A 21,240-nucleotide genomic window follows, 5' to 3' on the forward strand; every position below is an offset into this window, starting at 1 on the left:
AGATACAGAGATTAATTTTTTAAAAACTTTTCCAACCTTCTTTGATAAAATTCTTTCAATCGTAAACCTCCAAATTCCTCCAAAGCTCCCAGAGCACAATTAATTTTTTTACGTCCTAAATCCTTATCTTCAAAGTTAAAAATAACAATTCCTGTTGCCAGATGCCTTAAAACTTCAGCATATAAATCCACTCCCATTTCCCGATATTTTTTGGTAATTTCTAATATATTTTCAGCTTCACTTCTTTCCCCATGCGCTGCAAAAATAGCCGCACTTTGATACGCAATCTGTAATAATCTTCGTCTGTACTTTAATAATCGACAATATTTTTCACACCTTTTGTCAAAATTGGCCAGAAGATTTTCCAGCTGATCAATAGCAATATGATCTGAGACAAAATAAAATAATGTGAGCTCAAAATAGCCCCATTCTTTAACATTACAAAGATGATTTTCAATCTCTCTCACTTCCAGGGGACTTATATTTTCAAGTCGAGTTTTTGCAGCAAGTGACAACATATGTTTTCCTGCTTCACGCGCCTCAAGATATAACTTTTGAATTTTATTTAGATCTTGACTAAAGTCCGCTTCTTCTAGTTCCAACAAGAAAAAATCTTGATAATTGGGCATAAAGTTATTTACAATTAATTCGTACTCTGCTAAGGGGACTTGCATCTCTTCTAACATCAAGTCAACGCGCTCAAAACTCATCATACTTTGCCCTCTTTCAAATCGAGATAAATTTGCTCTATTTATTCCAATCTTACTAAAATATGAGAGTCCCAAATTCTTTTGGTTCCTTAACTTTTTAAAACAATCTCCATATTTTTTATGCACAGTTAATGACCTCCTAATTTTGTTTTTAACGTTATGATAAATAACAATAATTACATTTATGCCTAAAAAAATATGCACGTGAAATTATAACTCATTTACAAGTTGGTCGTCAAATATATACTCAATTAAGGCTATCAGGCATAGGTTTTTATGTTCAAAAAACTTCCTTTTAAATCTCTATATGGCGAAATTAATTTATCTCTGTGAGTTCAAAGCATTGACAGTTTTCTTAGAAAATGATATTATTACTCCTAATAAAAACGAAAGGAGCTGTACAACCAATGATCAACTGTTATTCTACTCAACTTTGGCAAAGATACAGGTGTATGTATGGCTTCTAACTGAAGAAAACCATAGATACAAATTTTAGTGTACTTTCTAAAACCTGTATCTATGCTCAAATTGGATGATTAAAGCATAGAAGTTTCTATGCTTTTTTTGTGTTATAGAAAGTACTCTGCCTTATCATTAAAAACTAGAAAGAGGAACTTTTATGAATCAAAAAAACAAATCATCAAATACTATTGCACTTACTCCAATCTTCATTATACTTGGACAAATTTTGAATATTATCACTCCCAGTATCGCTGGAATTATTCGCCCAGACTTTTCCTTGGCCTTTTTATTCCTCTGTATAATGATTAAACCTACACTCAAACAAGTTTTCTTGGCAAGCGGTCTTGTTATCCTTACTTCCATGATTCTTGGTGGTAATCCGATTTTCCAGCTGCCAGCTGCTTTTGACCGTACCCTGTCAGCCTTGGCATGCTTACTCTTATATAGGTTAGTCCTAAGAATTTCTCCCAAATTATTTTTAGCTAAAATAGGGGTAATCTATTTCCTCGCCACATTGATAAGTGGTTGCGTGTATGTTTTTGCTGTATATCTTTTGGGAACTTTACTTCACATTTCGGAGCTTATGGTTGTCTTTAAAATGGGCCTTCCTGTTCTTTTAATTACGATTTTTTCTACGGCATTTGTCAATTATTTCCTGGGAATTTTGCTCTACAAACTTGTTTCAACACTTTCCAAAGGAAAATATCTTTTCGCTGTTTCTTAATGAGATATGAAAAAGACTTCTCTCTATAAAAACATAAACAATTTAATTGGTATAGACTTTATGCTATGTTAAAATATCTGAGGCGAATCGCCAATTCAAACAAGGAGGTCTATACTTTTGAATTTTTTACGTGATAATAAAAGAGAATTCATTGTATTAACTATATATATTTTATTTGTCCCCTTCCAACTTGGAATGATCCCCTTACTCTTTCTATCTGAGTTAGCTCAGACAAATTGGGTAGAATCTGATTTTTTAAACTTCGCAGTTGGTATAACAGTCTCTGCACTGACAGCACTTATTCTCTTCCGAAAAGAATTAAGAGAAAGTTTTGGCTATTTTAAGGAGCATTCCTTATGGAAAATTTTAAGCCTCCCCTTATGGATGGCAGCGATACTTTTGGTGGAATCTCTGGCTCAAGGTATTTATGGAAAGGGATTAAACCCTGAAAATCAAGCTGCTCTCTCTGAAATGAGTAAGCAAATCCCTTTATTCTTCACCATCCTTATTCTTGGTGTTTTAGGACCCATCATTGAAGAGATTATCTTTCGCCATATCTTCCTTAATAGACTCTCAAATTATACAGGAACACTAATTGCAGTCCTTGTTTCTACTGGTTTATTCACCGTTATGCATATGCAGCAACCTATGGATTTTGTCCTCTATGCACCTGGAGCAATGCTTTTAGCTTTAGCTTATTTAAGCTCTCATCGTTCCTTAATTTTTGTTATTTGTCTTCATATGTTGAATAATATTTTAGGCTTATTAAGTTAAGGTATTTATTATATATAACCAAATAGTTGCAAACGCAACTATTTTATTTTATAATCAATACATCCTCTTCCATGAAAGGAGAAATACTATTCAAAATAATATTTTAAGAGATATTGGTACTATAGCACGCGCCTTAGATTCTATCAGTAATATTGAATTCAAGGAGCTGAAACTTGCAAAAGGACAATACCTCTACCTCAGTCGTATTTTTGAAAATTCTGGAATTAATCAACAACAAATTTCTGAACTTTTATGTGTCGATAAGAGTACAGCAAGTCGTGCTATCAATCAATTGGTAGAAAAAAAACTTATAAAAAAAGTTGAAGATACTGGAAACAAAAAAAATAAACTACTATATGTTACTTCTCATGGCAAAGAAGTTTACCCTATCTTAAACAGAGAGCTTCACTATTCTACTCAAGTTGCCTTATCCGGTCTTAATGCACAGGAGATTACTCAAGTAGAGAATTTACTCGGAAAAATCAGTCAAAATATCGTGGATAACTGGATCGATGTTAAAAAAGGAAAGAAACGAATCTACTAAAAGGAGTTGGTGTGAATATTAGAATTTCCCGCGTTACTATGCAGGATCTACAGGTCTTACAAGACTTAAGTATAGAAACCTTCGCTGAAACTTTTGGAGAACAAAATCCACCAGAAGATTTAGAGCTTTATTTAGAAAAGGCTTTTAATCCTCAACAATTAACCAAAGAATTCAATGACTCTAACAATAGTTTCTATTTTATTTTCCAAGATGGTTGTCTCGCAGGTTATATCAAGTGGAAAAATGCAACTCTTCCAGAACACTCTACTTTAGCTGAGGCTCTTGAAGTGGAAAGACTATATGTTAGAAAGTCTCACCAGCACTTAGGCTTAGGAAAACATTTATTAGATTTTGCTTTCGAAGAAGCACAGCGCACACACAAGGAATATATCTGGCTCAGTGTCTGGGAGCACAATCCTACTGCTTATGGTTTTTATAAAAATCAAGGCTATGTGGAATGTGGGTCACGTCATTTTCATTTAGGGACTTTAACGCAAACAGATTTAATCATGAAAAAAGAAATAAGGAGAACTACTATGCAAACTGTTACTGTGGATAAAAACTTTTGGAAACTTTTTCCAGAAGCTCAACTCTATACCTTAGTTGTAAACAATATTGACAATCATGTTCATGATTTAGGCCCCTACCAAGAGCTTCTAAAGGAGGCATTTAAAGAGTCTGAAAAATTTTTAGTTGAAGATGATTTTAAAGAAAACTTTGTCATCTCCGAATGGCGTGATATTTTTACACAGTTTAAGAAGAAAAAAGGTGCACGCTCTTCTATTGAAGCTCTTTTAAAAAGAGTGGCTCAGGGCAAAGAGTTAGAACCAATCAACCCACTTGTGGATATCTATAATAGTATTTCTCTTCGTTATGGTGTACCTTGTGGCGGTGAGGACTTAGATAAAATCAACGGCGATTTACATTTAGGCTTAGCCAAGGGGGGTGAAGATTTTTATCCTCTGGGAGCGCAAAAGAGTGAGCCAGCTCTTGCGCAAGAAATTATATATTATGACCTTGATGGTGCGATCTGTCGCTCTTTGAATTGGCGTGAAGCCCAACGTACCATGTTGACAGAAGAAACTACAAACGCCATCTTGGTGATTGAAGCAGTAACCCCTTCTCAACAAGAACGTGCACTAGAGGCTATCCAAGAGTTACAGGCTAAAATTAAGGATATTCTTGGTGTTGAGGGAGAAATTCAAATTATCAACAATAAGTAAGAAAGAAAGATAAATAATAATAAAAAAGTGCTAGATAATCTAGCATCTTTTTGTTATTTAAATTCTGTGATTTTTTCAGCCGCTAATCTTACAGATTCATATCCTGCTTCTTTGGCTTTGCCGACAGATAAAATCATTACTGGCACGTAACGGTTTTCGTCCAAACCAAAAGCTTCTGCCAATTGGTCTGCCTCGAATCCGCCGATAGGATTTGTTTCGTAACCATGAGCGCGTGCGATGAGCATAAATTGCATTGCAGCTAAGCTTGAATCAATTTTGACAACATCATTCATTTCTTCTTTACTAAAGCTTTGGTAGTAAGGAATAATCGCTTCTAACTGTTGATCACGTACATCTGCTGGCATCTTGCCTTCTTCTACAGCTTGGTTATAAATTTCTTCCCCTAATTCATAACAGAGAAGATCCCCAAAAATAAGAACCATAGCCGAAGAAGTTTCATTTTGACGGGTATTAAAACGAATTAAAGGTTTTAATTTTTCTTTTTCTTCATCACTTTCAACAACAACAAAACGCCAAGGTTGCATATTTACAGATGATGGTGCTGTTGTTGCTTCTTGGATCATTTCAAGCATTTCTTCATGTGAAATTTTATAAGTTTCATCATAAACACGCACGGATTTTCTTCCAAATGTGATTTCTGAAAAATCATTATTTACAATACGAGTTGACATTTTATTCTCCTTTATGTCCCAATAACTTTGTGAGCAGCTCAAGAAGTACGTCTTCTTCTTGAGCTGTGAGTGCTAGCTCTAAACTTTTCTCAGAAGAGTTATTATAGTTTCTTTCACAACGTTCCAAAGCCTCTTTTGAGCTATCCGTGATTTTAACAAAAACTTCGCGATTGTTTTGTTTATTTCTCTCACGGGTAACATAACCTTTTGCTTCGAGCAATTTTAGATGCCTTGTAATAGCTGCACTGTCTATTTTTAACTCATTCTGTAATTGCCCTTGAGAACATTGACCGTTTTCCTTCAAAAACATCATAAGCTCATAACGGGTTATACTAAAGCCAGTTTCTTTTTCAAACTTCGTTGTCATCTCTTGATTCGCTAGTTTTAGCTTGTAAAAGAGCTGACTCATTTGTCTAAGGTTCATTTGTCCCCCTTTTTAAATTGACCGGTCAATCATTGACTAGTCAATAATACTACATTCCTATTTTTTTGTAAACTATTTTGATTGCTGCTGTGTCAAAATAAGTAGCTTTGATTTTTTCTCTCTCTTACTTGTGGTAAACTTAAACCATGTATAATTCGCTGACCTATATAACGACCCTTTTGAATGATTTAGGCTTATCTCCAAGTATACCTACAAAAGATACTTATAATTCTGAATACGAAGGTTTTTGTTTTCAAGCAGATGGACTATCTTTTCGAAGTCGTCGCGCTAAAAAAACTCCTAAAAAACAAGGATATTTTGTAGCATTTTGGGAAAAGGACACCAACAACAAAAATATCCCCTTTAGTTTTGAAGCTTTTCCCGATAAACTTGTCATTTCAGTCATTGATGGACCCTTGAGTGGCCAGTTTATCATTCCCAAGAGCGTTCTTCGAGAAAAAAAGATTTTAAAACACAAGGGAATTACTGGAAAAATGGCTTTGCGTTTTTACCCATCCTGGGAAACTTCACTCAACAAAACTGCGCAGGCTGCCCAAAAATGGCAATGCGATTATTTCATTGATACTACTAATATTATCCAAAAAGAAAAATTAGCCCAATTGTATTTTTCTTCTACATCCATAAACAATAAAAAACCGTAGTTTTAAGCTTACGGTTTTTTATTGTTTATTGCTGCGCTAACTTTTTACTAAAAAGCATTACAGTTAAATCGATTCGATTTTGACCAAAATCAAGTTGAATATCTCGAGCTCCGGCCATATGAAAACCCTTGTATTCATAGAATTGATAAGTACAGCCCGTGTCTGTGAAGAGGAATATTTCTTTTCCAGCTTCCCGCGCCGTGAGTTCATTGATTAAAGCGGTACCTACACCTTTGATTTTTTTCTCGGGATCAGCAGCCAAATACAAAATTTCGCCCTCAGGTGATGCTTCACTTTTATACGACCGTAATAATTCTTTATTCGTAGCTTCATAAGTGTCTAAGCCTTTGTTTTTAGAAAAGGTCCGCAAAAAGTTAAAAGTCTTCATGTAAGCTTTTTGGCCAAAGGTTTGTTTCAGTTTAGGTTCTCCATATATCTCTGCGAGCAATAAGCCCACCATTTCACCATCAACATAGGCAGCAATAGCTTGCGTAGCTTTTGACAGCTCAAAATATAGAAAATTTTTGGCATACATATTGATGATGGTTTTATTATTACTGTACCTATCAAAACTCATCCCTTTAACAGCAAACTGGATTGCTTTTTGATAATCCTTTGGATCAAATGCTCTTATTTCAATTTTCATCTTTTTTATCCTCCATAACTCTCTGTGCTTTTTCGAGCAAGCTTTCGGTAAAAGTTTTCGTTTGCTCCAAAAATACTTGTGTGTTCTTCAAGCCGAATTCTTCTATAACTTGTGTTTCAAAGATATCTGTTTGCTCCTGAATCTCCTCAAAAACTTTTCTTCCATTTGGAGTGAAAACGATAAATTTTTCCTTTTCATTTTTTCCTTTAGTGAGTTGAAGAATATCTTGTTTTTGCAATTTCAAAAGTAAGCTATGTACTGTTGATTTCGGCAAAAATAAGATTTCACTTATTTCTTTTTGGGTGACAGTATCACTTTCATCGATAATATAGAGCGTCATTAGTCCATTAAAAGTCAGATTATATTCATGCGCCACAAGCGCGTAAGCCATATCAAGTTTGCCAAGCGCTGTGCTAAATTGTGTCATTATTTCTCGATATTTCATTTAACCGCTCCTTTTTAGTGCGAAGTCGTACCATTTCATTATAGTACGATTCCGCACTAAAGTCAAGGCTTTTCTAAAATAAAAAGGCAGATTAAAACCTGCCTTTTTATTTTCATCTATTCAGATCATTCAGCTGCCGTATCAAGAATGATTTTACCCAAACTTCCTTTGTTTTCCATGATATAATCTTGCGCTGTCGCAGCTTGCTCGAGTGGGAATACTTTATCAACGACAGGTTTAACACCCTCACTTAAACCTTGCAGTAACAAGTGTGTGTTTTCCTCCACTTCTTCTGGTGTGATATTTGCCAACATTAGACCTGTGATATGTGCCCCTTTCATCATCAAGACACGAGGATTAATGGTTACTTCACCTCGATTACCAATAATAACAATTCGCCCGTTGTTGCCAATAGCATCTAAGTCTTTCTGTAAATTAACATTTGCAAGCATTTCGATAATCACATCAAGACCATGGTCCTTTGTCAAGTCCTGTATTCTCTCGATATATCCTTCAGCATGATGGTTAAAGACATAGTCTGCACCAAGCTTTTTCAATATCTCAAGGCCCTTTTCAGACCCTGCTGTTGCAATAACCTTGGCACCATACAGCTTGGCAAATTGAAGGACAAGTGTCCCCACTCCTCCAGTTGCACCATGTATAAGTATATATTCTCCAGACTTAAGGCCCGCTTTTTGATTAAGGGCATAAAGGGCGGTTAAGCCGCTCGATCCTAGTGCTGCTCCTTGACTATAAGTCATAATTTCTGGGAGTAAGGTCGCTTCGGTGGCCTTGCATGTTATTGCTTGCGCATATGTTCCAAACTGAGCATCACTCTCTACAGTCACAAAGACACGATCACCTACCTTAAAGTTTTTCACTTGTGCACCTACAGCTTTGACGATCCCAGCTCCATCTTTTCCTGGGATATAAGGGAGCGAAGGCAGTTGCGCGTATGTTCCTTGGCGCACATAGGTTTCAACTGGGTTGACCGCTGCAGCTTTGAGGCTGACATAAATCTCGTCATCTTTCATAATCGGGTCTTTAAGCTCTTTATACTTAAGAACGTTACTGTTACCAAATTCAGATACTTCTATTGCCTTCATATTTTCCTCCTTATGAATTACAGGTTTCTATAGCACTCATTATATAGCAAGATTTACTATTTGTATAGTAGGTACTCCGAGGTGCCTTAGATACTTTGTAGTAACTCTTCAACAAGTGACATGACAAAAAAACAACTGGAAAAATCCAGTTGTTCTGGTTAATTGTATCTATACTAATAGCTTATGTCTTCTTCACCTTCATCTTCTAGTTTTGGACGTTCTTTGATGCTCAAATTATATACATCTGATAATATTAATGGCACCCGCTCAAGTGACACTTCCGAAAATTGTAAGCCAAACCAGCGATCTGGTGTTGCTGTATAACGCTTGATTCGGGCTTTTGCTTTCAAGACGAATCGATCAAAAGCTGGAAGTTTTTGTGCATTTGTCACCCGTTCCTCGATAACTACAAATCTGAAGTCACCAACATCCCTACCAGGCATTGTGGTGTATTTTTGCTCTTGTTTAGGCAATCGTCCTGATTTTATTAAATCTTTAACAATCGTCCGAAGATAACGGGGCACTTCTTGTTTCATGCGAAACCCTAGATACAAATGAACTTTAACGATATAATCTGTTCCCATCATATCAACTTCATATTCGGAAGTCCATGGTTCATCAGTAACTTTCACATTAACAAACCAGTAAACTTCCGCCTTTTTAGGACGTTTATCAAGTATTGAATATAGGATAGAACGGTCAATAAAATCACCTTCCATTTTATTACTCAAATAAACGAGATTGGTTTGATAGAGATCCATCTCCTTGTCTTCTTTGAGTTCCTTCAATTGTCCTTTGAAATCATTGAGATCCAGTGACTTAATATGTTTGTTCACACTTTTACTTGATTGGAACCAAACAAACATCACAAATATAATCATGGCCGCCATAATCACTACAACATAGCCTCCATGAACAAACTTGGCTGCTGAGGCAATAAAGAAAATCAATTCAATACTAGCAAAGAATGCAGCAATCAAGTAAGCCAAAGGTTTCTTTAAGCCTCGGTAAATGAGATAATATGCCAGAAGTACTGTTGTCATAAGCATAGTGACAGTAATGGCTAGACCATAAGCTGCCTCCATGTGTTCCGCGCTTCTAAAATAAAGTACAATCGCACTTGTCGAAAGCCATAAAATCAAGTTGACTGCTGGAATATAAAGCTGACCTAAAGTTTTCCCTGGATAGTAAATCCGCATCATCGGTAAAAGCTTCAAGCGGATGGCTTCTGAAACTAAGGTAAATGATCCCGAAATCAGAGATTGTGAAGCGATAATAGAAGCTAAAGTCGCTAAAACAACGGCATAGATCATCATGTCTGTAGGGATTACGGCGAAGAAGGGGTTCATACCTCCCAAATCGCCACCTTTATGCGCCAAAAGCCAAGCCCCTTGTCCACAGTAAGATAAAACAATTGCAAGTTTTACAAAAGGCCAGCTGACATAGATATTGCCTCTGCCCACATGTCCAAGGTCAGAATAAAGGGCTTCTGCTCCGGTAGTCGCCAAGAATACCGAACCTAAAATAAAGAGCCCTGCCTTATTTTCTGGACTTAACAAGAGATGGACAGCATAGTAAGGATTGATTGCTTTAAAAATTTCAAGATTCGCAAAGGAATTTAAAAGACCTGTGATAGTTAAAAAGCTAAACCAGATAAGCATTATCGGTCCAAAAAGTTTTCCGACTAGGCCGGTTCCAAAACGTTGAATAAGGAAGAGTATAGCCAGAATGATAAGCGTTGTAACAATAACCCATGACTGGTTGGCGTAGATTTCTCCTAAACCAGGAACTCCTTTTAGGCCCTCGACAGCAGAGGTAACTGTAACTGCTGGAGTCAAAGCCCCATCTGCAAGTAAGGTGGCCCCTCCTATCATTGCTGGGATAATCAGCCATTTAGCCATCCGTCGAACTAAGGTGAAGAGGGAGAATATCCCACCTTCTTGATGATTATCGGCCTTGAGGGCAATCAGCACATACTTAACGGTTGTAATCAAGGTCAGTGTCCAGATAACTAAGGAAACCGCACCAAGGATAAAGTCCGTTGAAATATTTTGCAAGCCTCCTTGTCCAGTAACAATAGACTGCATGGTATACAAAGGGCTTGTCCCAATGTCACCATAAACTACTCCAAGCGCGATTATAAAGCCCGCTGAAGTAGCTTTGTTAAACGATTTTTCATTCGCATAACTCATACAAAAACCTCTTTCATTTTTATAAAAGGTAGAAGTACATACTTCTCCAGAAACTTTACGAGAGGATAAAATAATATTGTCTCAGTTTCTTAGAATCATTATATCAGTTTCCCTCAAAATCGCGAGGAAAAAACTTTTATATATCTGATTTTTTTATAGTACAAATAGTGAGGATGATTTCTCGCAATAAAATACTCTGACCTTATAAGAAGTCAGAGTATTTTATTGCGATTTCATGGTGTTCAGTGTTTAAAATGCTGATCAATAGCATCAAGTATTTTTTCACTGGCATGTCCATCACCATAAGGGTTTTTAGAGTGGCTCATTTTATTATAGGCTTCTTCGTTATCAAGAAGTTCCCGTATGGCTTGATAAACATCGGCTTCATCTGTACCGACTAATTTTAAGGCGCCTGCTTCTACGCCTTCTGGTCTTTCTGTTGTATCACGTAACACAAGTACAGGCACACCAAAAGAAGGCGCTTCTTCTTGCACACCACCTGAGTCCGTCAGGATAAGATAGCTTTCGTTTTCCATACGATGAAAATCAATCACATTTAATGGTTCAATCAGTCGCACATTCGGCAAGTCGCCAAGAATGCGATAAGCAATTTCTCTCACTTTTGGATTTTTATGAAGTGGATAAACTACCTCAAAGTCGACATATTCTTCGGAAATCGTTTTGATGGCACGGAAAACATTTTCCATTGGTTCACCCAGATTCTCACGGCGGTGCATCGTCACCAGAATCTGGCGACGATCCTTTTGAAGATGTGCTGGTACAGTATATCGTAAAGCATCGATAGCAGTATTGCCTGTCACATAGATATTCTCATCCGGATGATTTTCTTTTAATAAATTTTGTCTGCTTTCTTCAGTTGGTGCAAAGTAAATATCGGAGAGCACATCTGTGACTTGACGGTTCATTTCTTCTGGGAAAGGTGAATATTTGTCCCAAGTTCTCAATCCTGCTTCTACGTGTCCCAAAGTTACTTTATGATAGAAAGCAGCAATAGAGGCTGCAAAAGTTGTCGAGGTGTCTCCATGAACAAGCATGATATCTGGTGCTTCTTCTACCAGTACTTGATCAATGGCGTCAATAACACGTGTGGTAATTTGACTAAGACTTTGATTTTTTCCCATGATATCTAAATCGTAATCAGGTTGAATGTGAAAAATATCGAGAACTTGATCCAGCATTTCTCTGTGTTGCGCTGTGACCACCGTTACAGCTTCAAAACGTTCATCTTTCTCGATAGCTTTGACTAAGGGTGCCATTTTAATTGCTTCTGGTCGTGTACCAAAAACGAGCATTATTTTTTTCATGTCTACTCCATTTCTACTCTTCTTTACATATAGAAGACTTGATTTTTCCCGTTTGCTTTTGCGACATATAAGTTTTTATCAACTTTATCAATAATGTCCTTCAGACTTTTTTCATCTCTTATTTCTGAAACACCTACAGATATAGAAACATTTAATAAGGTATCATTATAGATAAAATCCTTTTTCGAGATATTTTTTTGGATATCATCCATTATTGCTTTGACCTTATCCCCAGACTGGTTTCTAAAGAGTACAAAGAACTCATCACCACCATATCGAAACAGTTGACCATTATTATGCTCTTGAAGTAAAGTTTCTTTAATACCATAACTTATCTCCCGCAGCACATAATCTCCTGCCAAATGTCCGTAGGAATCATTGATACATTTAAATGAATCCACATCAAACAAAGCAATCGAAAAAAGTGGAACATTCTTACTGCCTAAAATTTCCTTCAATACTTCTTCAAACTTTTTACGATTATAAGTATCGGTTAAAGCGTCTATATAAGCATCCTTCTTTAAATCCGAATACATCAAGGCAATAATACTGATTAAATGTATCGCGATCTTCGCGATAACTAGCACAGCTAATACCTTTCCTAAAATACCAAGCACATAGCTCATTGGAATGTCAAATTGCGAAAAAGCTACTAATATTGCTGCAAGGGTAATAAATATACTAAGGAAAAAGTAGGAAATGTAATATTTCGAAATCAATTCCTTATAATTACATAGCACATAAATCACAAGCCAAAATATAGTCAATCCGGAAAGCACTAAGAGAGAGGATTGGATATCAAAACCGTAAACATGCAAATAAAGTCCATAATATATAATAAACTGTGGCAACACCTCGTATTCAATATTTTTGGTAGGGGGTGCAACTAAATAAACGACCGAAATCGCAATAAAGACTAAAGAAATATCACTAATAATATAACCATAGGGCGAACCCTGGTCAATGTCGTTAAACAGAAATTTAAGTAAAATTATAAATAAAGCAAAATTGCTCGAATATAAGATATAAGCAGTGACTTTATTTCGATCCAACTGATAATACTGAATCATATACTTAGCAATAAACATCATACCTAGAACGGTAGGCATTAAAAAAATTTTATCAATAAAGTTACTGCCTAATATGTCATCAATATGAATCATCTTTTTTCTCCTTTATTAGAAGCTATGCGGTCTATCATAGTAATAAGTTTGTTGGAGCCATTCTTTTGGAAAACTTGCGAGAAGCTCTTCCACCTCAACTCCTTCAATTACAATCTCCTTCTTAAGAAATTTAATCGTATCAACAATTGAAAATATAAAATCCTTTAACTTAGTAGGTGATAAATAACTGTTAAAATCTAAGGCTGAAATCTTTACACGATCAATATAATCATCTAGGATGAATAGCGTTTTATAATGATTTATCCCCGATAAAAAATCGTCTAGAGCAATCGCATATCCCAAATTCTTAAGCGTTTGGATGGCTTCAATCGGCAAGAAGTCTTCTTCATTTTGACAGTTTACGGGCAAGCGCTCTGTGAGTTCTAATCTTAACCTGTCCCTATATTTAAATGTCCTCAAAAATTCTACCGTTTCTTCAAAATAAAGTTCTTGATAATCCAGATTCAGGGAATAAATATAATCATCCTTACTGAGCTGTTCTTCCAAGAGGACTTCCAGCCTTTGAAGGTATAAATTATGGAGCTGATGGTCAGAAACAATCTCATCAAACATCTCCGACGGGAAATAACAAACATCAGCATGTTTATATCTCAATAACAGTTCGTATTCTTCTTTGTCATTTTGAGTAAAATCACAAATTTTTTGTCTATAAAAGATTAATTCGTCAAATTTCAAGCCTACTTTTCTCCTCAAATATACTGAAAAGCTCTTTCCTTCTGTTCAGGGGTAAAAAGTTTTCTCAGTCAATCACTGGTTGAGGTGGGCCATAGAGATAACCCTGCCTCAAATTGATGTCTAATAAATCAACAAGTTTTTCATCTTCATCCGTTTCAACACCGGATACAACTAACTCAAGTTGATATTTATTGGCCAATTTCTTCCAAAACTTAATGGTTAAATCAATCCATTTTTCTTTATCATTAAAATGTCGCATATCTAACTTCAATACATCAATTAAAGGAAGCAAGCGATGAATGTTGCGGGCAAAATAGAATTCGGCTCCAAGATTATTGATAGAAAAATTGATACCATAGGCTTTGCACTTTGTAATTCTACGACTGACACGTCTTAGACTCTTCTTCTTTTTCACAATCTCATTATGAGATATTTCAATAATAAGGTCAAATGGTTGGAGTGACTCAGCAATCGTTTTGATATTCTTTTTAAACTTGCGACTCAAAAATTGTTCAAGCGTAAGTTTAATGACAACTTTAAAATGTTCGGGATTCGCAACTTTGATGCTTTCTTTTAAATTGTCTTTCAGTATGAAAAAGGGTAAATGATCTATATTTTGTGGAAGTACCCATTCTTGCTTATCATTTTGTTCACGAAGCACGCACTCCACTCCTTTTATACTATGCGCATGATCATATATTTTATTATAAAAATAAACAAAATTATTCTCTTGTAAGATATATTTTTTCAAGTTGCATCCTTTCTTTTTACAATTTTTTATGAAAAATTAAGCTTGACGTTTCGTTTTATCCCATGTATTTTGCGATCTGAAATATCTGAGTGTCGCTTGCGGATAGATTTGACTGAGAACAATCAAAAACTTGGTCAAATAGTAAGCATCGCTTAAAACATGGCCCCATCTGAATTTTTCCTGAGAGTTTTTATTATACAGGACTGCCCAGACAACATTGATAAGAAAAATGTAGAGTACCATCAAGGCAAAGATTATAACAAAGCTTTTCACTGCATCGTTTAAACCAAAAAGCAGCAATGTGCCAAATAAAACAACGCCTGTGTAAATAACGACTACATATTCTATAGCCATCAACCAAGGTTTTATCAGGGTAAAACACAGCTCTAATTTTTGTTTGAACTCTAAATTTTCTGATTTGATAATAGGGAATATGTACTTAAAGGTTTGGATATTGCCTTGTGCCCACCGCACGCGCTGTTTAACTAAGGACATCGTATCATCATAGATTCCTGTTTGTTTGATTTTAATATCATCATATTGGACATTACGTACATTATATATATCAGATAAAAAGAGACGTAAAGAAAGGTCAAAATCCTCTACTAGCGATGTTGTCCATGGTGCTTCATGCAAAGAATACAGAGTGCTAAGTTTACAAAACTGTCCGTTTCCACCAAAGGCTACGGTATTTGTTTTACTACGCAAAGATTGAGTCGCATTGATAATCTCACCAAATTCCAAATCTTGTGATGTGTCTCTGTTACGGTTGATTACTTGTACTTTTGATTGTAAACCAGTCAATTCAAAATCCGAGTTAAAGACCAAATTTACCTTGTCAAAGTAATCTGTTGCCACACTTGAGTCTGCATCAATAATAGTGATAAGTGTTTCTTCAAAAATATAACCTTTATCAATATAAGAATCCGTTATTTTCTTATAAGCCCAATTGAGTGCTTCACCTTTTCCTTGCTGCGCTTGAGGCTGGAATCTTTGGAGAAGATGGAATCTCTTATTACCTTGGAATTCTTGTACTTCTTGCACCGTATTATCAATGCTGGCATCATCAATCACATAAATATCAAGATTTTCATAATTGGTATTTAACAAGCTTTTCACAGTGTTTTTGATGACTAACTCTTCGTTCATACAAGGAATTAATACAATGATCCGATAATTCGTTTCAATCTCAACATGACTGAGATCACTCGTATAGCTTTTTGTACTGTAAGCATACCAGAGCAAAATTGTTTCTATCGTATAATAAATAAAAGTGAGAATTGAGAAAAATACTGCAAAAAATGTCAATTTACTAATCATGATTTCAAAAATCTCTTTCAAATAGCTCATGCCCCAGAATTTATTTTCGAAAAGAAAAACAAGTGGCAAGATAGAAACCAAGTAAAGCAGTATTTTATTGTATGGCTTAAAGTAATTGGAAAGACCAGTATAGATGCTTTCGATAATCAATGAGATTGCCATAACGATTTGGACAAGCAATAAAAAGCGGGCTACTAGCTGTGCATTGACATCAGCCTGTAGTACATAGAAAAGAATACCTCCAAAAATGCTGAGAAGCACTACCGTAAAGCCCCAAGCAAAATTTCCAATACTTTTTCTTAATTTATTAAATAAAATTACACCTGAAAGACCAAGCAATAAAAGTTGAACAGCCAAGGTCAGTACAACTAAAAAGATACGAACATTGCTGTATATTTCAGTTGGAATTTGATTTACCGTAAAAAAACCAAAGATGAGTGCAAGGATAAGATAAAATCCTGAAAGTCCAAAGGTCCATCTTTTCAAAGTAGCCAACTCCATTGTCCACTTCTTTTCTAGGAAAATTCTTATGAGACCTGTATATGCAATCACCGCTAAAACATTGAAGAGCGGTGTTGGACTTAAGCCGTGCCCAATCACAACGCCCGTTTCAAGGACAAAAATTAGAAAGAGCATTAAAAACAAAAGTGCTGTTTTCCACGTACTCTTTCTACCACTTTGTGTCGAAATGATATAAGCCATGATCAGGATTGGAGCTACGAGCAATAGAACTGAACTTAAATTTTCATAAAGTGTGCGTTGACTTAATGACAAGAGCACATCAAAGGTTAAAGTTAAGCCCAATAAGCCATAAATCACCCTCGATACATTTAATTCAATCTTTTTCACTACTAAACTCCCTACTATTTACTTCTGTATTTTGGCGGGATTTAGAGTATATATCTTTTTAGAAAAACATACTGTTCTCTTTCATATGTCTCATAAATCCCTCCTTATTGCATCTATTATAACTTAAACGAGTTGATTGTTCAATTTAATCATTTTTTAAGGTTTAAGAATATCTCACTCATTTTTTTAATATAGACTGCTTCCTTCTTTGATTTTTCTCTTGTTCACACAACTCCCTGTTATCTTTATAGGCAACGTGATATAATAATTCAGATAATTCATTTTGTTTCTTAGCAAAAATTTAGAGGTAGAAAAATGAGAATTAAAATACGTGAAATAGCTTATGATTGGGGAAAGTCAATGTTAGTGGTCCTTTCCAATACCGTTATCATGGTGCCCTTCTTGCTTTTTCTTAGTTTAAATGATGGAATAACTGAACGTTCTGTTTTACCCTTCGCTTTATACTATACTTGTCGTATCCTTGGCGTCTTTCTGGTCCGTGCCATTAAAAATACTATTTCTAGTTTAGAACTTCTTATTCTATCCTTGTATACAGGCCTTGCAGGTTCTGTGTTTGCTTTTATTGGCCCCTTGAATTCTTGGTTATATCTGCCTGCAGGCGTTCTTATTGGTTTAAGCGCCTCATGGCTTCCTACTGCGACAGTCACACTTAATCACTTTCAGCCAAATACGGAAAAGAAAACTTCCTATCCTCTTCTTCTCTTAGCTTTGATTGCTTTATTTGCAGGATTGACCCTTTCAGGGACTTTGGGACTTTCCTTATCATTTGGCTTATACATTTTGTTTTATGCAATTGCTCTTGGATATGCCTATGAAGCCGTAGGTAAACAGGTTCTCACTAACAGAATGAAACCCGAAGCCGCTCTATATCTCTCTAAAAAAGACCTATTTATTTTTACGGGGCTCTGCCTTCTATTAATCCTCTTACGTACGGGAAGACTTCTAAGTTCTGCCTTGGCTATTGGGGTTTCATTACTAGGCTTTAGTTTTTTCTTTGTTTTTCTTATTTACAAGACGAGAAAAGAATACCGGAATTATCAAATACCACTTTCCCTAAATATCTTAACTTTTCTTAACGGTGCAATTGGTAATTTTCTTTTTTCTATTCGGTTCTCTCTATGTCATCAATATCTTTGGTAAAGGTTCAGAAAATCTTTTATTGTACCTGCCTTATGCTTTAGGAATGGTCATCGCATTAGCAACTTATAAGAAAATCACTCAATTGGTCCCACACATGGATAATTTCATTTTACTGGGATTAGTGCTTGGGTTATTGATGACGTTAGTACCTTCTGCTCTGAGTTTTAGTTTTTTCTTATTAAGCTATGGTCATTTTCTCCTAAATAAATGGCTCAATAATCAGTATTTCATGGCACTTCATATTCCCGAAGACCACCGTATTCTTCTAAAAAACACAACTCAAAAAAAAGGTTCCTTGATTCATCAATTCTTTCTCATTATTTTCCTCTTGTTTCTTACTGAGAAGCAAAATAATTCAAAAACATTTTTCCTACAATTAATTAATCCACAATCATCACATCTAAGTGCTGCGCATATTTTTTACGGGTTAGCTCTTCTTTCGATTGGCGGTTTTCTTATTCTCATCGTCTCTTACTTCTATTTAAAACGTCGTAAAATATAAACCGTAAAAAATGAGGGAGTTATCCCTCATTTTTTATTTATCCTCCCTCAAGGATTGTCTACCTTAAAGAGGTTGCCGTCTTCAATACGATATACGCTGTCACTATTTTTGATCATCCGCGAATCATGGGTGACCATAATAGTGGCTTTATTTTTTTCATGTGCTTCTTTTCTTAAAATATCCACAACCTGATAAGCCCTTTCTGTATCTAAGCTGGCTGTCGGTTCGTCAGCTAAAATCAAGCTTGGATCATTATAGAGTGCACGTGTGATTGCAACACGTTGACGTTCCCCACCAGAGAGTTCCCCAGGATATTTATCTTGTAGCTCTAAAATATCTAAAGAGTCGAGCATTTCATCTATTTTACCTCGATTAATGTTCTTTTTATTTATCTTATCCACAAGTTTCAACTGTTCTTTGACAGTCAAATAAGGTATGAGATTCGAAGCTTGTAAGATAAAACCCACTTCTTTAAATCTTACTTTTGAACGTTCTTTTTCTGAGAGTTTATTAAAATCAATCGTATTGATTTTTGTTGTCCCTGTTGTTGAAGACTGAAGCCCTCCAGCAATTGTTAGAAAAGTACTTTTACCAGAGCCTGAAGGACCAATGATTGAGATAAACTCCCCAGCTTGTACCCGTAGATCAATGCCTTTCAAGGCTTGAACTTCTGTTCGCCCCTTACCAAAGCTCTTTGTGACTTTATCCATATGTAGAATATCTTTCATTATTAACCTCCAATCGCTTGAGTAGGATCAATTTTTCTAATCGTATACAGTGAAAATACAGAACCCAGTATTGATACGACAATCAATATGAGCCCATAAATTGTCCATATAGAAAAATCAATTGCAAACGGCATAGCTTGCGGTAGCACGAAGCTTGTGAGATAGCTCCCACCAAAAGCTGCAACTACACCGACCAATGCTAGCCAGAAACTTTGCCATAAGATCGACTTCATGATAAGGAAGTTTGAAATCCCTTGCGCCTTCATAATCCCAAAGATTGGAACTTTTTGAAGCGTAATAACATACATAAAGACAGCAATAATGAGCAGCACAATCAAGAACAAGAAATAAATCATTGCGCTCAGTGTTGTTTTCTGTGCAGAATAACCTGGGATATTGTTGATAAGTTCAGAAGTTGTGATGACTTTCAATTTATCTGAACTTGAACCTTTCAAGGTTACTTGACCCGATTTTACAATGACACCATTAACAGAATCATCTGCGGCTGCTGCGTTCATGTTTTTAATTGCGGAAAGCGTAGCAAATGAACTATAGACGACAGGTGTTGCTGAGTAGTAGGTCGCTTTGGCGATACCAACGATTTTTAACTCTGTATCGTTATTCCCTACCTTTATCTTGTCTCCCACTTTATAGCCCCTGTCAGCAAGATTTTCTGGGATGACGATTTCTTTCTTGTCTTCTGAAAAATCAACACCATCCTTGACTTGTGGTAGAATATCGGAACCTATTGGGAGCGCCATAACCGTAATATTCTCTCTTTTATCCTCTCCCTGATTAATAGAAGTTGAAAAAACTGAAACGGGAGACAACTCTTTTCCATCAATATTATCTAACTCTGCTTTTGAAATCTGCGAAGCAGACAGAATGTTATTCGAACTGTCTGACAGAACAATCTTTTCTGCATTCCAATCCACTACAGCTTGTTTAAACTGGTTGGCAAGACCAGTTGATAGGCCTGACAATATGAAAACAACATAAGAAACCAAAAATATGATCGTTGCAATCAAAGTGTACCTTGTCTTGTAATAAAATATTTCTTTAAGTGATAAAAACATAATACAACTCCTTGAAGAACTCTTCGTTCTCTTCTTTATTGATGATTTTGACTGCCTGAGAGGCCATTCATAATCACTGCGACTTCACTGTCATAGTGCGCAACAAATTCTTGATCACTCCACTCTTCTGCAAATAGTCTGTAAACAAGATCGTGCACAACTGCTTTAAACACAGAAATCATTGGCGAAACAGGCTCTTTACTTACAAATGTTTGAGGATTATACTTTTTCCAAGCTAATGTCAATTCGTGATTCCAATCTAAAAAGCGATATTTGTAGATGGCGTAATTTTCATTATGTACGAGTTCCTTTAATAGCAAATGCTTGTATTCATCTAAGGCTTTTTCAAGCGGATATTTTTTAATCGCATCTAAGAAAAGCTGGTGAAGCTCACTTGTCTCTTGAGACAGAACATAGATATAACAATCTGTTAAATCTTCAAAATATTGGTAAAAACTCCCCCGAGGGATTTCTAAACTCTGCACAATATTTCTCACCGTGGCTTGATGGAAGGGTTTATCCGCAAACTCGGTCTTACAAGCCGCATAGATGCGTTGTTTTTTTTCTTCTGGAAGTTTTAGATAAGTAGCTTTAGGCATTTTTTCCTCCCTTGACTCTATAAATGACACAGTGTCACTTTAGGGTAAATTTTAGCAGTTTAATCTCACAGAGTCAAATATAGTGCATTAGGTTTTCTATAAAAACTGTCATACATCAGAAAATCCTATAAATCAGACGCTTAAAAAATTTACGAGTTGAATACCTTGCAAAAGGAGACGATAACCAGTAGAATAAAAGTATAAACAACAAGGAGGTATTTTTTATGGTCGACAGAGGTACAACAGACAAACTCAAAGGTAACGCTAAAGAAGTTGTTGGTGATGTTACAGGTGACAACAAGAAAAAAGCTGAAGGCGTCCTTGATAAAACAATCGGTAAGGTGAAGGAAGTTGCTGCAGACATTAAAGATGCATCAGAAGATGCAGTTGATAATGTCAAAGAAAAACTTGATCACCACAAAAAATAAAATAAAAAAAGCACTATGTAGATAGTGCTTTTTTTATT

Annotated in this window: 23 protein-coding genes and 1 pseudogene; 9 read left to right on the forward strand and 15 right to left on the reverse strand. The window is 35.8% G+C overall.

Annotated features, from left to right (window positions below; genetic code table 11):
* Nucleotides 1–11: 11 nt before the first annotated feature.
* Nucleotides 12–836 carry an Rgg/GadR/MutR family transcriptional regulator gene (locus tag J0J35_RS06455; RefSeq protein WP_206916249.1) on the reverse strand — a complete coding sequence of 275 codons (825 nt, stop codon included), beginning with the start codon at nucleotides 834–836 and terminating at the stop codon, nucleotides 12–14.
* A 493-nt stretch (nucleotides 837–1,329) separates the two neighbouring features.
* Between J0J35_RS06455 and J0J35_RS06460 the strand changes: the two genes are divergently transcribed.
* The 5 genes and pseudogenes from J0J35_RS06460 to J0J35_RS11675 all read left to right on the forward strand — a co-directional run bounded on the left by J0J35_RS06460 (nucleotide 1,330) and on the right by J0J35_RS11675 (nucleotide 4,437).
* Nucleotides 1,330–1,896 (forward strand): tryptophan transporter, encoded by a 567-nt coding sequence (locus tag J0J35_RS06460; RefSeq protein WP_019294332.1) that lies wholly within the window; start codon nucleotides 1,330–1,332, stop codon nucleotides 1,894–1,896.
* A 117-nt stretch (nucleotides 1,897–2,013) separates the two neighbouring features.
* On the forward strand, nucleotides 2,014–2,670 hold the full coding sequence (locus tag J0J35_RS06465) for a CPBP family intramembrane glutamic endopeptidase (protein ID WP_017370982.1): 657 nt from the start codon (nucleotides 2,014–2,016) through the stop codon (nucleotides 2,668–2,670).
* A gap of 88 nt (nucleotides 2,671–2,758) precedes the next feature.
* On the forward strand, nucleotides 2,759–3,214 hold the full coding sequence (locus tag J0J35_RS06470) for a MarR family winged helix-turn-helix transcriptional regulator (protein WP_206918180.1): 456 nt from the start codon (nucleotides 2,759–2,761) through the stop codon (nucleotides 3,212–3,214).
* A 38-nt stretch (nucleotides 3,215–3,252) separates the two neighbouring features.
* A pseudogene (locus tag J0J35_RS11670) lies at nucleotides 3,253–3,672 on the forward strand (GNAT family N-acetyltransferase); the annotation flags it as partial.
* A gap of 78 nt (nucleotides 3,673–3,750) precedes the next feature.
* Nucleotides 3,751–4,437 carry a B3/4 domain-containing protein gene (locus tag J0J35_RS11675; protein WP_242534108.1) on the forward strand — a complete coding sequence of 229 codons (687 nt, stop codon included), beginning with the start codon at nucleotides 3,751–3,753 and terminating at the stop codon, nucleotides 4,435–4,437.
* Between the two features lie 53 nt (nucleotides 4,438–4,490).
* Here J0J35_RS11675 and J0J35_RS06480 read toward each other — a convergent pair whose 3' ends face one another.
* Together J0J35_RS06480 and J0J35_RS06485 are read right to left on the reverse strand one after the other, a co-directional pair.
* Nucleotides 4,491–5,129 carry a nitroreductase family protein gene (locus J0J35_RS06480; RefSeq protein WP_206916252.1) on the reverse strand — a complete coding sequence of 213 codons (639 nt, stop codon included), beginning with the start codon at nucleotides 5,127–5,129 and terminating at the stop codon, nucleotides 4,491–4,493.
* A gap of 1 nt (nucleotide 5,130) precedes the next feature.
* Nucleotides 5,131–5,553: a MarR family winged helix-turn-helix transcriptional regulator gene (locus J0J35_RS06485; RefSeq protein WP_017370986.1), complete on the reverse strand. Its 423-nt coding sequence runs from the start codon at nucleotides 5,551–5,553 to the stop codon at nucleotides 5,131–5,133.
* 146 nt (nucleotides 5,554–5,699) lie between these two features.
* Here J0J35_RS06485 and J0J35_RS06490 point away from each other — a divergent pair, with 146 nt between their 5' ends.
* Nucleotides 5,700–6,215: a MepB family protein gene (locus tag J0J35_RS06490; protein ID WP_086583055.1), complete on the forward strand. Its 516-nt coding sequence runs from the start codon at nucleotides 5,700–5,702 to the stop codon at nucleotides 6,213–6,215.
* A 25-nt stretch (nucleotides 6,216–6,240) separates the two neighbouring features.
* On the opposite strand, the gene J0J35_RS06495 is transcribed toward J0J35_RS06490, so the two are convergent.
* The 9 genes from J0J35_RS06495 to J0J35_RS06535 all read right to left on the reverse strand — a co-directional run bounded on the left by J0J35_RS06495 (nucleotide 6,241) and on the right by J0J35_RS06535 (nucleotide 16,708).
* Nucleotides 6,241–6,861, reverse strand: coding sequence for a GNAT family N-acetyltransferase (locus tag J0J35_RS06495; RefSeq protein ID WP_206916255.1), 621 nt, complete (start codon nucleotides 6,859–6,861; stop codon nucleotides 6,241–6,243).
* Entirely contained in the window at nucleotides 6,851–7,306 is a 456-nt protein-coding gene (locus tag J0J35_RS06500) for a MarR family winged helix-turn-helix transcriptional regulator (RefSeq protein ID WP_117517716.1), read from the reverse strand. Before J0J35_RS06500 ends, J0J35_RS06495 begins: the two co-directional genes overlap by 11 nt.
* A 125-nt stretch (nucleotides 7,307–7,431) precedes the next feature.
* Nucleotides 7,432–8,412, reverse strand: a complete 981-nt coding sequence (locus tag J0J35_RS06505) for an NADPH:quinone reductase (RefSeq protein ID WP_206916258.1) — start codon at nucleotides 8,410–8,412, stop codon at nucleotides 7,432–7,434.
* 173 nt (nucleotides 8,413–8,585) lie between these two features.
* Complete coding sequence (locus J0J35_RS06510; RefSeq protein ID WP_206916259.1) at nucleotides 8,586–10,604, reverse strand: KUP/HAK/KT family potassium transporter; 2,019 nt, start codon at nucleotides 10,602–10,604, stop codon at nucleotides 8,586–8,588.
* Between the two features lie 242 nt (nucleotides 10,605–10,846).
* Nucleotides 10,847–11,929: a non-hydrolyzing UDP-N-acetylglucosamine 2-epimerase gene (gene wecB, locus J0J35_RS06515; protein WP_165719911.1), complete on the reverse strand. Its 1,083-nt coding sequence runs from the start codon at nucleotides 11,927–11,929 to the stop codon at nucleotides 10,847–10,849.
* A 23-nt stretch (nucleotides 11,930–11,952) separates the two neighbouring features.
* A complete protein-coding gene (locus J0J35_RS06520) occupies nucleotides 11,953–13,092 on the reverse strand; it encodes a GGDEF domain-containing protein (protein WP_117517710.1) in 1,140 nt (379 codons plus the stop codon).
* Nucleotides 13,093–13,107: 15 nt separating this feature from the next.
* Nucleotides 13,108–13,788, reverse strand: a complete 681-nt coding sequence (locus tag J0J35_RS06525; protein WP_206916261.1) for an EAL domain-containing protein — start codon at nucleotides 13,786–13,788, stop codon at nucleotides 13,108–13,110.
* Nucleotides 13,789–13,852: 64 nt separating this feature from the next.
* Complete coding sequence (locus J0J35_RS06530; RefSeq protein WP_165719909.1) at nucleotides 13,853–14,539, reverse strand: EAL domain-containing protein; 687 nt, start codon at nucleotides 14,537–14,539, stop codon at nucleotides 13,853–13,855.
* Between the two features lie 36 nt (nucleotides 14,540–14,575).
* Nucleotides 14,576–16,708, reverse strand: coding sequence for a glycosyltransferase family 2 protein (locus tag J0J35_RS06535; protein ID WP_206916262.1), 2,133 nt, complete (start codon nucleotides 16,706–16,708; stop codon nucleotides 14,576–14,578).
* Between the two features lie 315 nt (nucleotides 16,709–17,023).
* Between J0J35_RS06535 and J0J35_RS11680 the strand changes: the two genes are divergently transcribed.
* Both J0J35_RS11680 and J0J35_RS11685 read left to right on the forward strand, forming a co-directional pair.
* Entirely contained in the window at nucleotides 17,024–17,869 is an 846-nt protein-coding gene (locus J0J35_RS11680; RefSeq protein ID WP_242534007.1) for a hypothetical protein, read from the forward strand.
* Nucleotides 17,814–18,371, forward strand: coding sequence for a hypothetical protein (locus J0J35_RS11685; RefSeq protein WP_242534008.1), 558 nt, complete (start codon nucleotides 17,814–17,816; stop codon nucleotides 18,369–18,371). The genes J0J35_RS11680 and J0J35_RS11685 overlap by 56 nt, the downstream gene beginning before the upstream one ends.
* A 47-nt stretch (nucleotides 18,372–18,418) precedes the next feature.
* Here the strand turns inward: J0J35_RS11685 and J0J35_RS06545 are convergent, their stop codons facing one another.
* From J0J35_RS06545 to J0J35_RS06555, 3 genes are read right to left on the reverse strand one after another with little or no spacing between them, the layout of a single operon-like run.
* Nucleotides 18,419–19,099, reverse strand: coding sequence for an ABC transporter ATP-binding protein (locus J0J35_RS06545; RefSeq protein ID WP_003134240.1), 681 nt, complete (start codon nucleotides 19,097–19,099; stop codon nucleotides 18,419–18,421).
* 2 nt (nucleotides 19,100–19,101) lie between these two features.
* The gene (locus tag J0J35_RS06550) at nucleotides 19,102–20,175 is read right to left on the reverse strand and encodes an ABC transporter permease (protein ID WP_206916263.1); all 1,074 of its coding nucleotides are present in this window, start codon (nucleotides 20,173–20,175) and stop codon (nucleotides 19,102–19,104) included.
* A gap of 35 nt (nucleotides 20,176–20,210) precedes the next feature.
* The gene (locus J0J35_RS06555; protein WP_003134238.1) at nucleotides 20,211–20,774 is read right to left on the reverse strand and encodes a TetR/AcrR family transcriptional regulator; all 564 of its coding nucleotides are present in this window, start codon (nucleotides 20,772–20,774) and stop codon (nucleotides 20,211–20,213) included.
* Between the two features lie 224 nt (nucleotides 20,775–20,998).
* Between J0J35_RS06555 and J0J35_RS06560 the strand changes: the two genes are divergently transcribed.
* The gene (locus tag J0J35_RS06560) at nucleotides 20,999–21,202 is read left to right on the forward strand and encodes a CsbD family protein (RefSeq protein ID WP_003134237.1); all 204 of its coding nucleotides are present in this window, start codon (nucleotides 20,999–21,001) and stop codon (nucleotides 21,200–21,202) included.
* Nucleotides 21,203–21,240 lie beyond the last annotated feature (38 nt).

It is taken from the genome of Lactococcus sp. LG606 (genome assembly GCF_017309645.1).
In the GTDB taxonomy this organism is placed as follows: Bacteria; Bacillota; Bacilli; order Lactobacillales; family Streptococcaceae; genus Lactococcus; species Lactococcus petauri.

Bases quoted from the DNA above. Each gene is read 5' to 3' on its own strand.
- J0J35_RS06460 (WP_019294332.1), top strand. From the start codon at position 1,330: ATGAATCAAAAAAACAAATCATCAAATACTATTGCACTTACTCCAATC.
- J0J35_RS11675 (WP_242534108.1), top strand. From the start codon at position 3,751: ATGCAAACTGTTACTGTGGATAAAAACTTTTGGAAACTTTTTCCAGAA.
- J0J35_RS06480 (WP_206916252.1), bottom strand. From the start codon at position 5,129: ATGTCAACTCGTATTGTAAATAATGATTTTTCAGAAATCACATTTGGA.
- J0J35_RS06485 (WP_017370986.1), bottom strand. From the start codon at position 5,553: ATGAACCTTAGACAAATGAGTCAGCTCTTTTACAAGCTAAAACTAGCG.
- J0J35_RS06490 (WP_086583055.1), top strand. From the start codon at position 5,700: ATGTATAATTCGCTGACCTATATAACGACCCTTTTGAATGATTTAGGC.
- J0J35_RS06495 (WP_206916255.1), bottom strand. From the start codon at position 6,861: ATGAAAATTGAAATAAGAGCATTTGATCCAAAGGATTATCAAAAAGCA.
- J0J35_RS06500 (WP_117517716.1), bottom strand. From the start codon at position 7,306: ATGAAATATCGAGAAATAATGACACAATTTAGCACAGCGCTTGGCAAA.
- J0J35_RS06505 (WP_206916258.1), bottom strand. From the start codon at position 8,412: ATGAAGGCAATAGAAGTATCTGAATTTGGTAACAGTAACGTTCTTAAG.
- J0J35_RS06510 (WP_206916259.1), bottom strand. From the start codon at position 10,604: ATGAGTTATGCGAATGAAAAATCGTTTAACAAAGCTACTTCAGCGGGC.
- wecB (WP_165719911.1), bottom strand. From the start codon at position 11,929: ATGAAAAAAATAATGCTCGTTTTTGGTACACGACCAGAAGCAATTAAA.
- J0J35_RS06520 (WP_117517710.1), bottom strand. From the start codon at position 13,092: ATGATTCATATTGATGACATATTAGGCAGTAACTTTATTGATAAAATT.
- J0J35_RS11680 (WP_242534007.1), top strand. From the start codon at position 17,024: ATGAGAATTAAAATACGTGAAATAGCTTATGATTGGGGAAAGTCAATG.
- J0J35_RS06545 (WP_003134240.1), bottom strand. From the start codon at position 19,099: ATGAAAGATATTCTACATATGGATAAAGTCACAAAGAGCTTTGGTAAG.
- J0J35_RS06550 (WP_206916263.1), bottom strand. From the start codon at position 20,175: ATGTTTTTATCACTTAAAGAAATATTTTATTACAAGACAAGGTACACT.
- J0J35_RS06555 (WP_003134238.1), bottom strand. From the start codon at position 20,774: ATGCCTAAAGCTACTTATCTAAAACTTCCAGAAGAAAAAAAACAACGC.
- J0J35_RS06560 (WP_003134237.1), top strand. From the start codon at position 20,999: ATGGTCGACAGAGGTACAACAGACAAACTCAAAGGTAACGCTAAAGAA.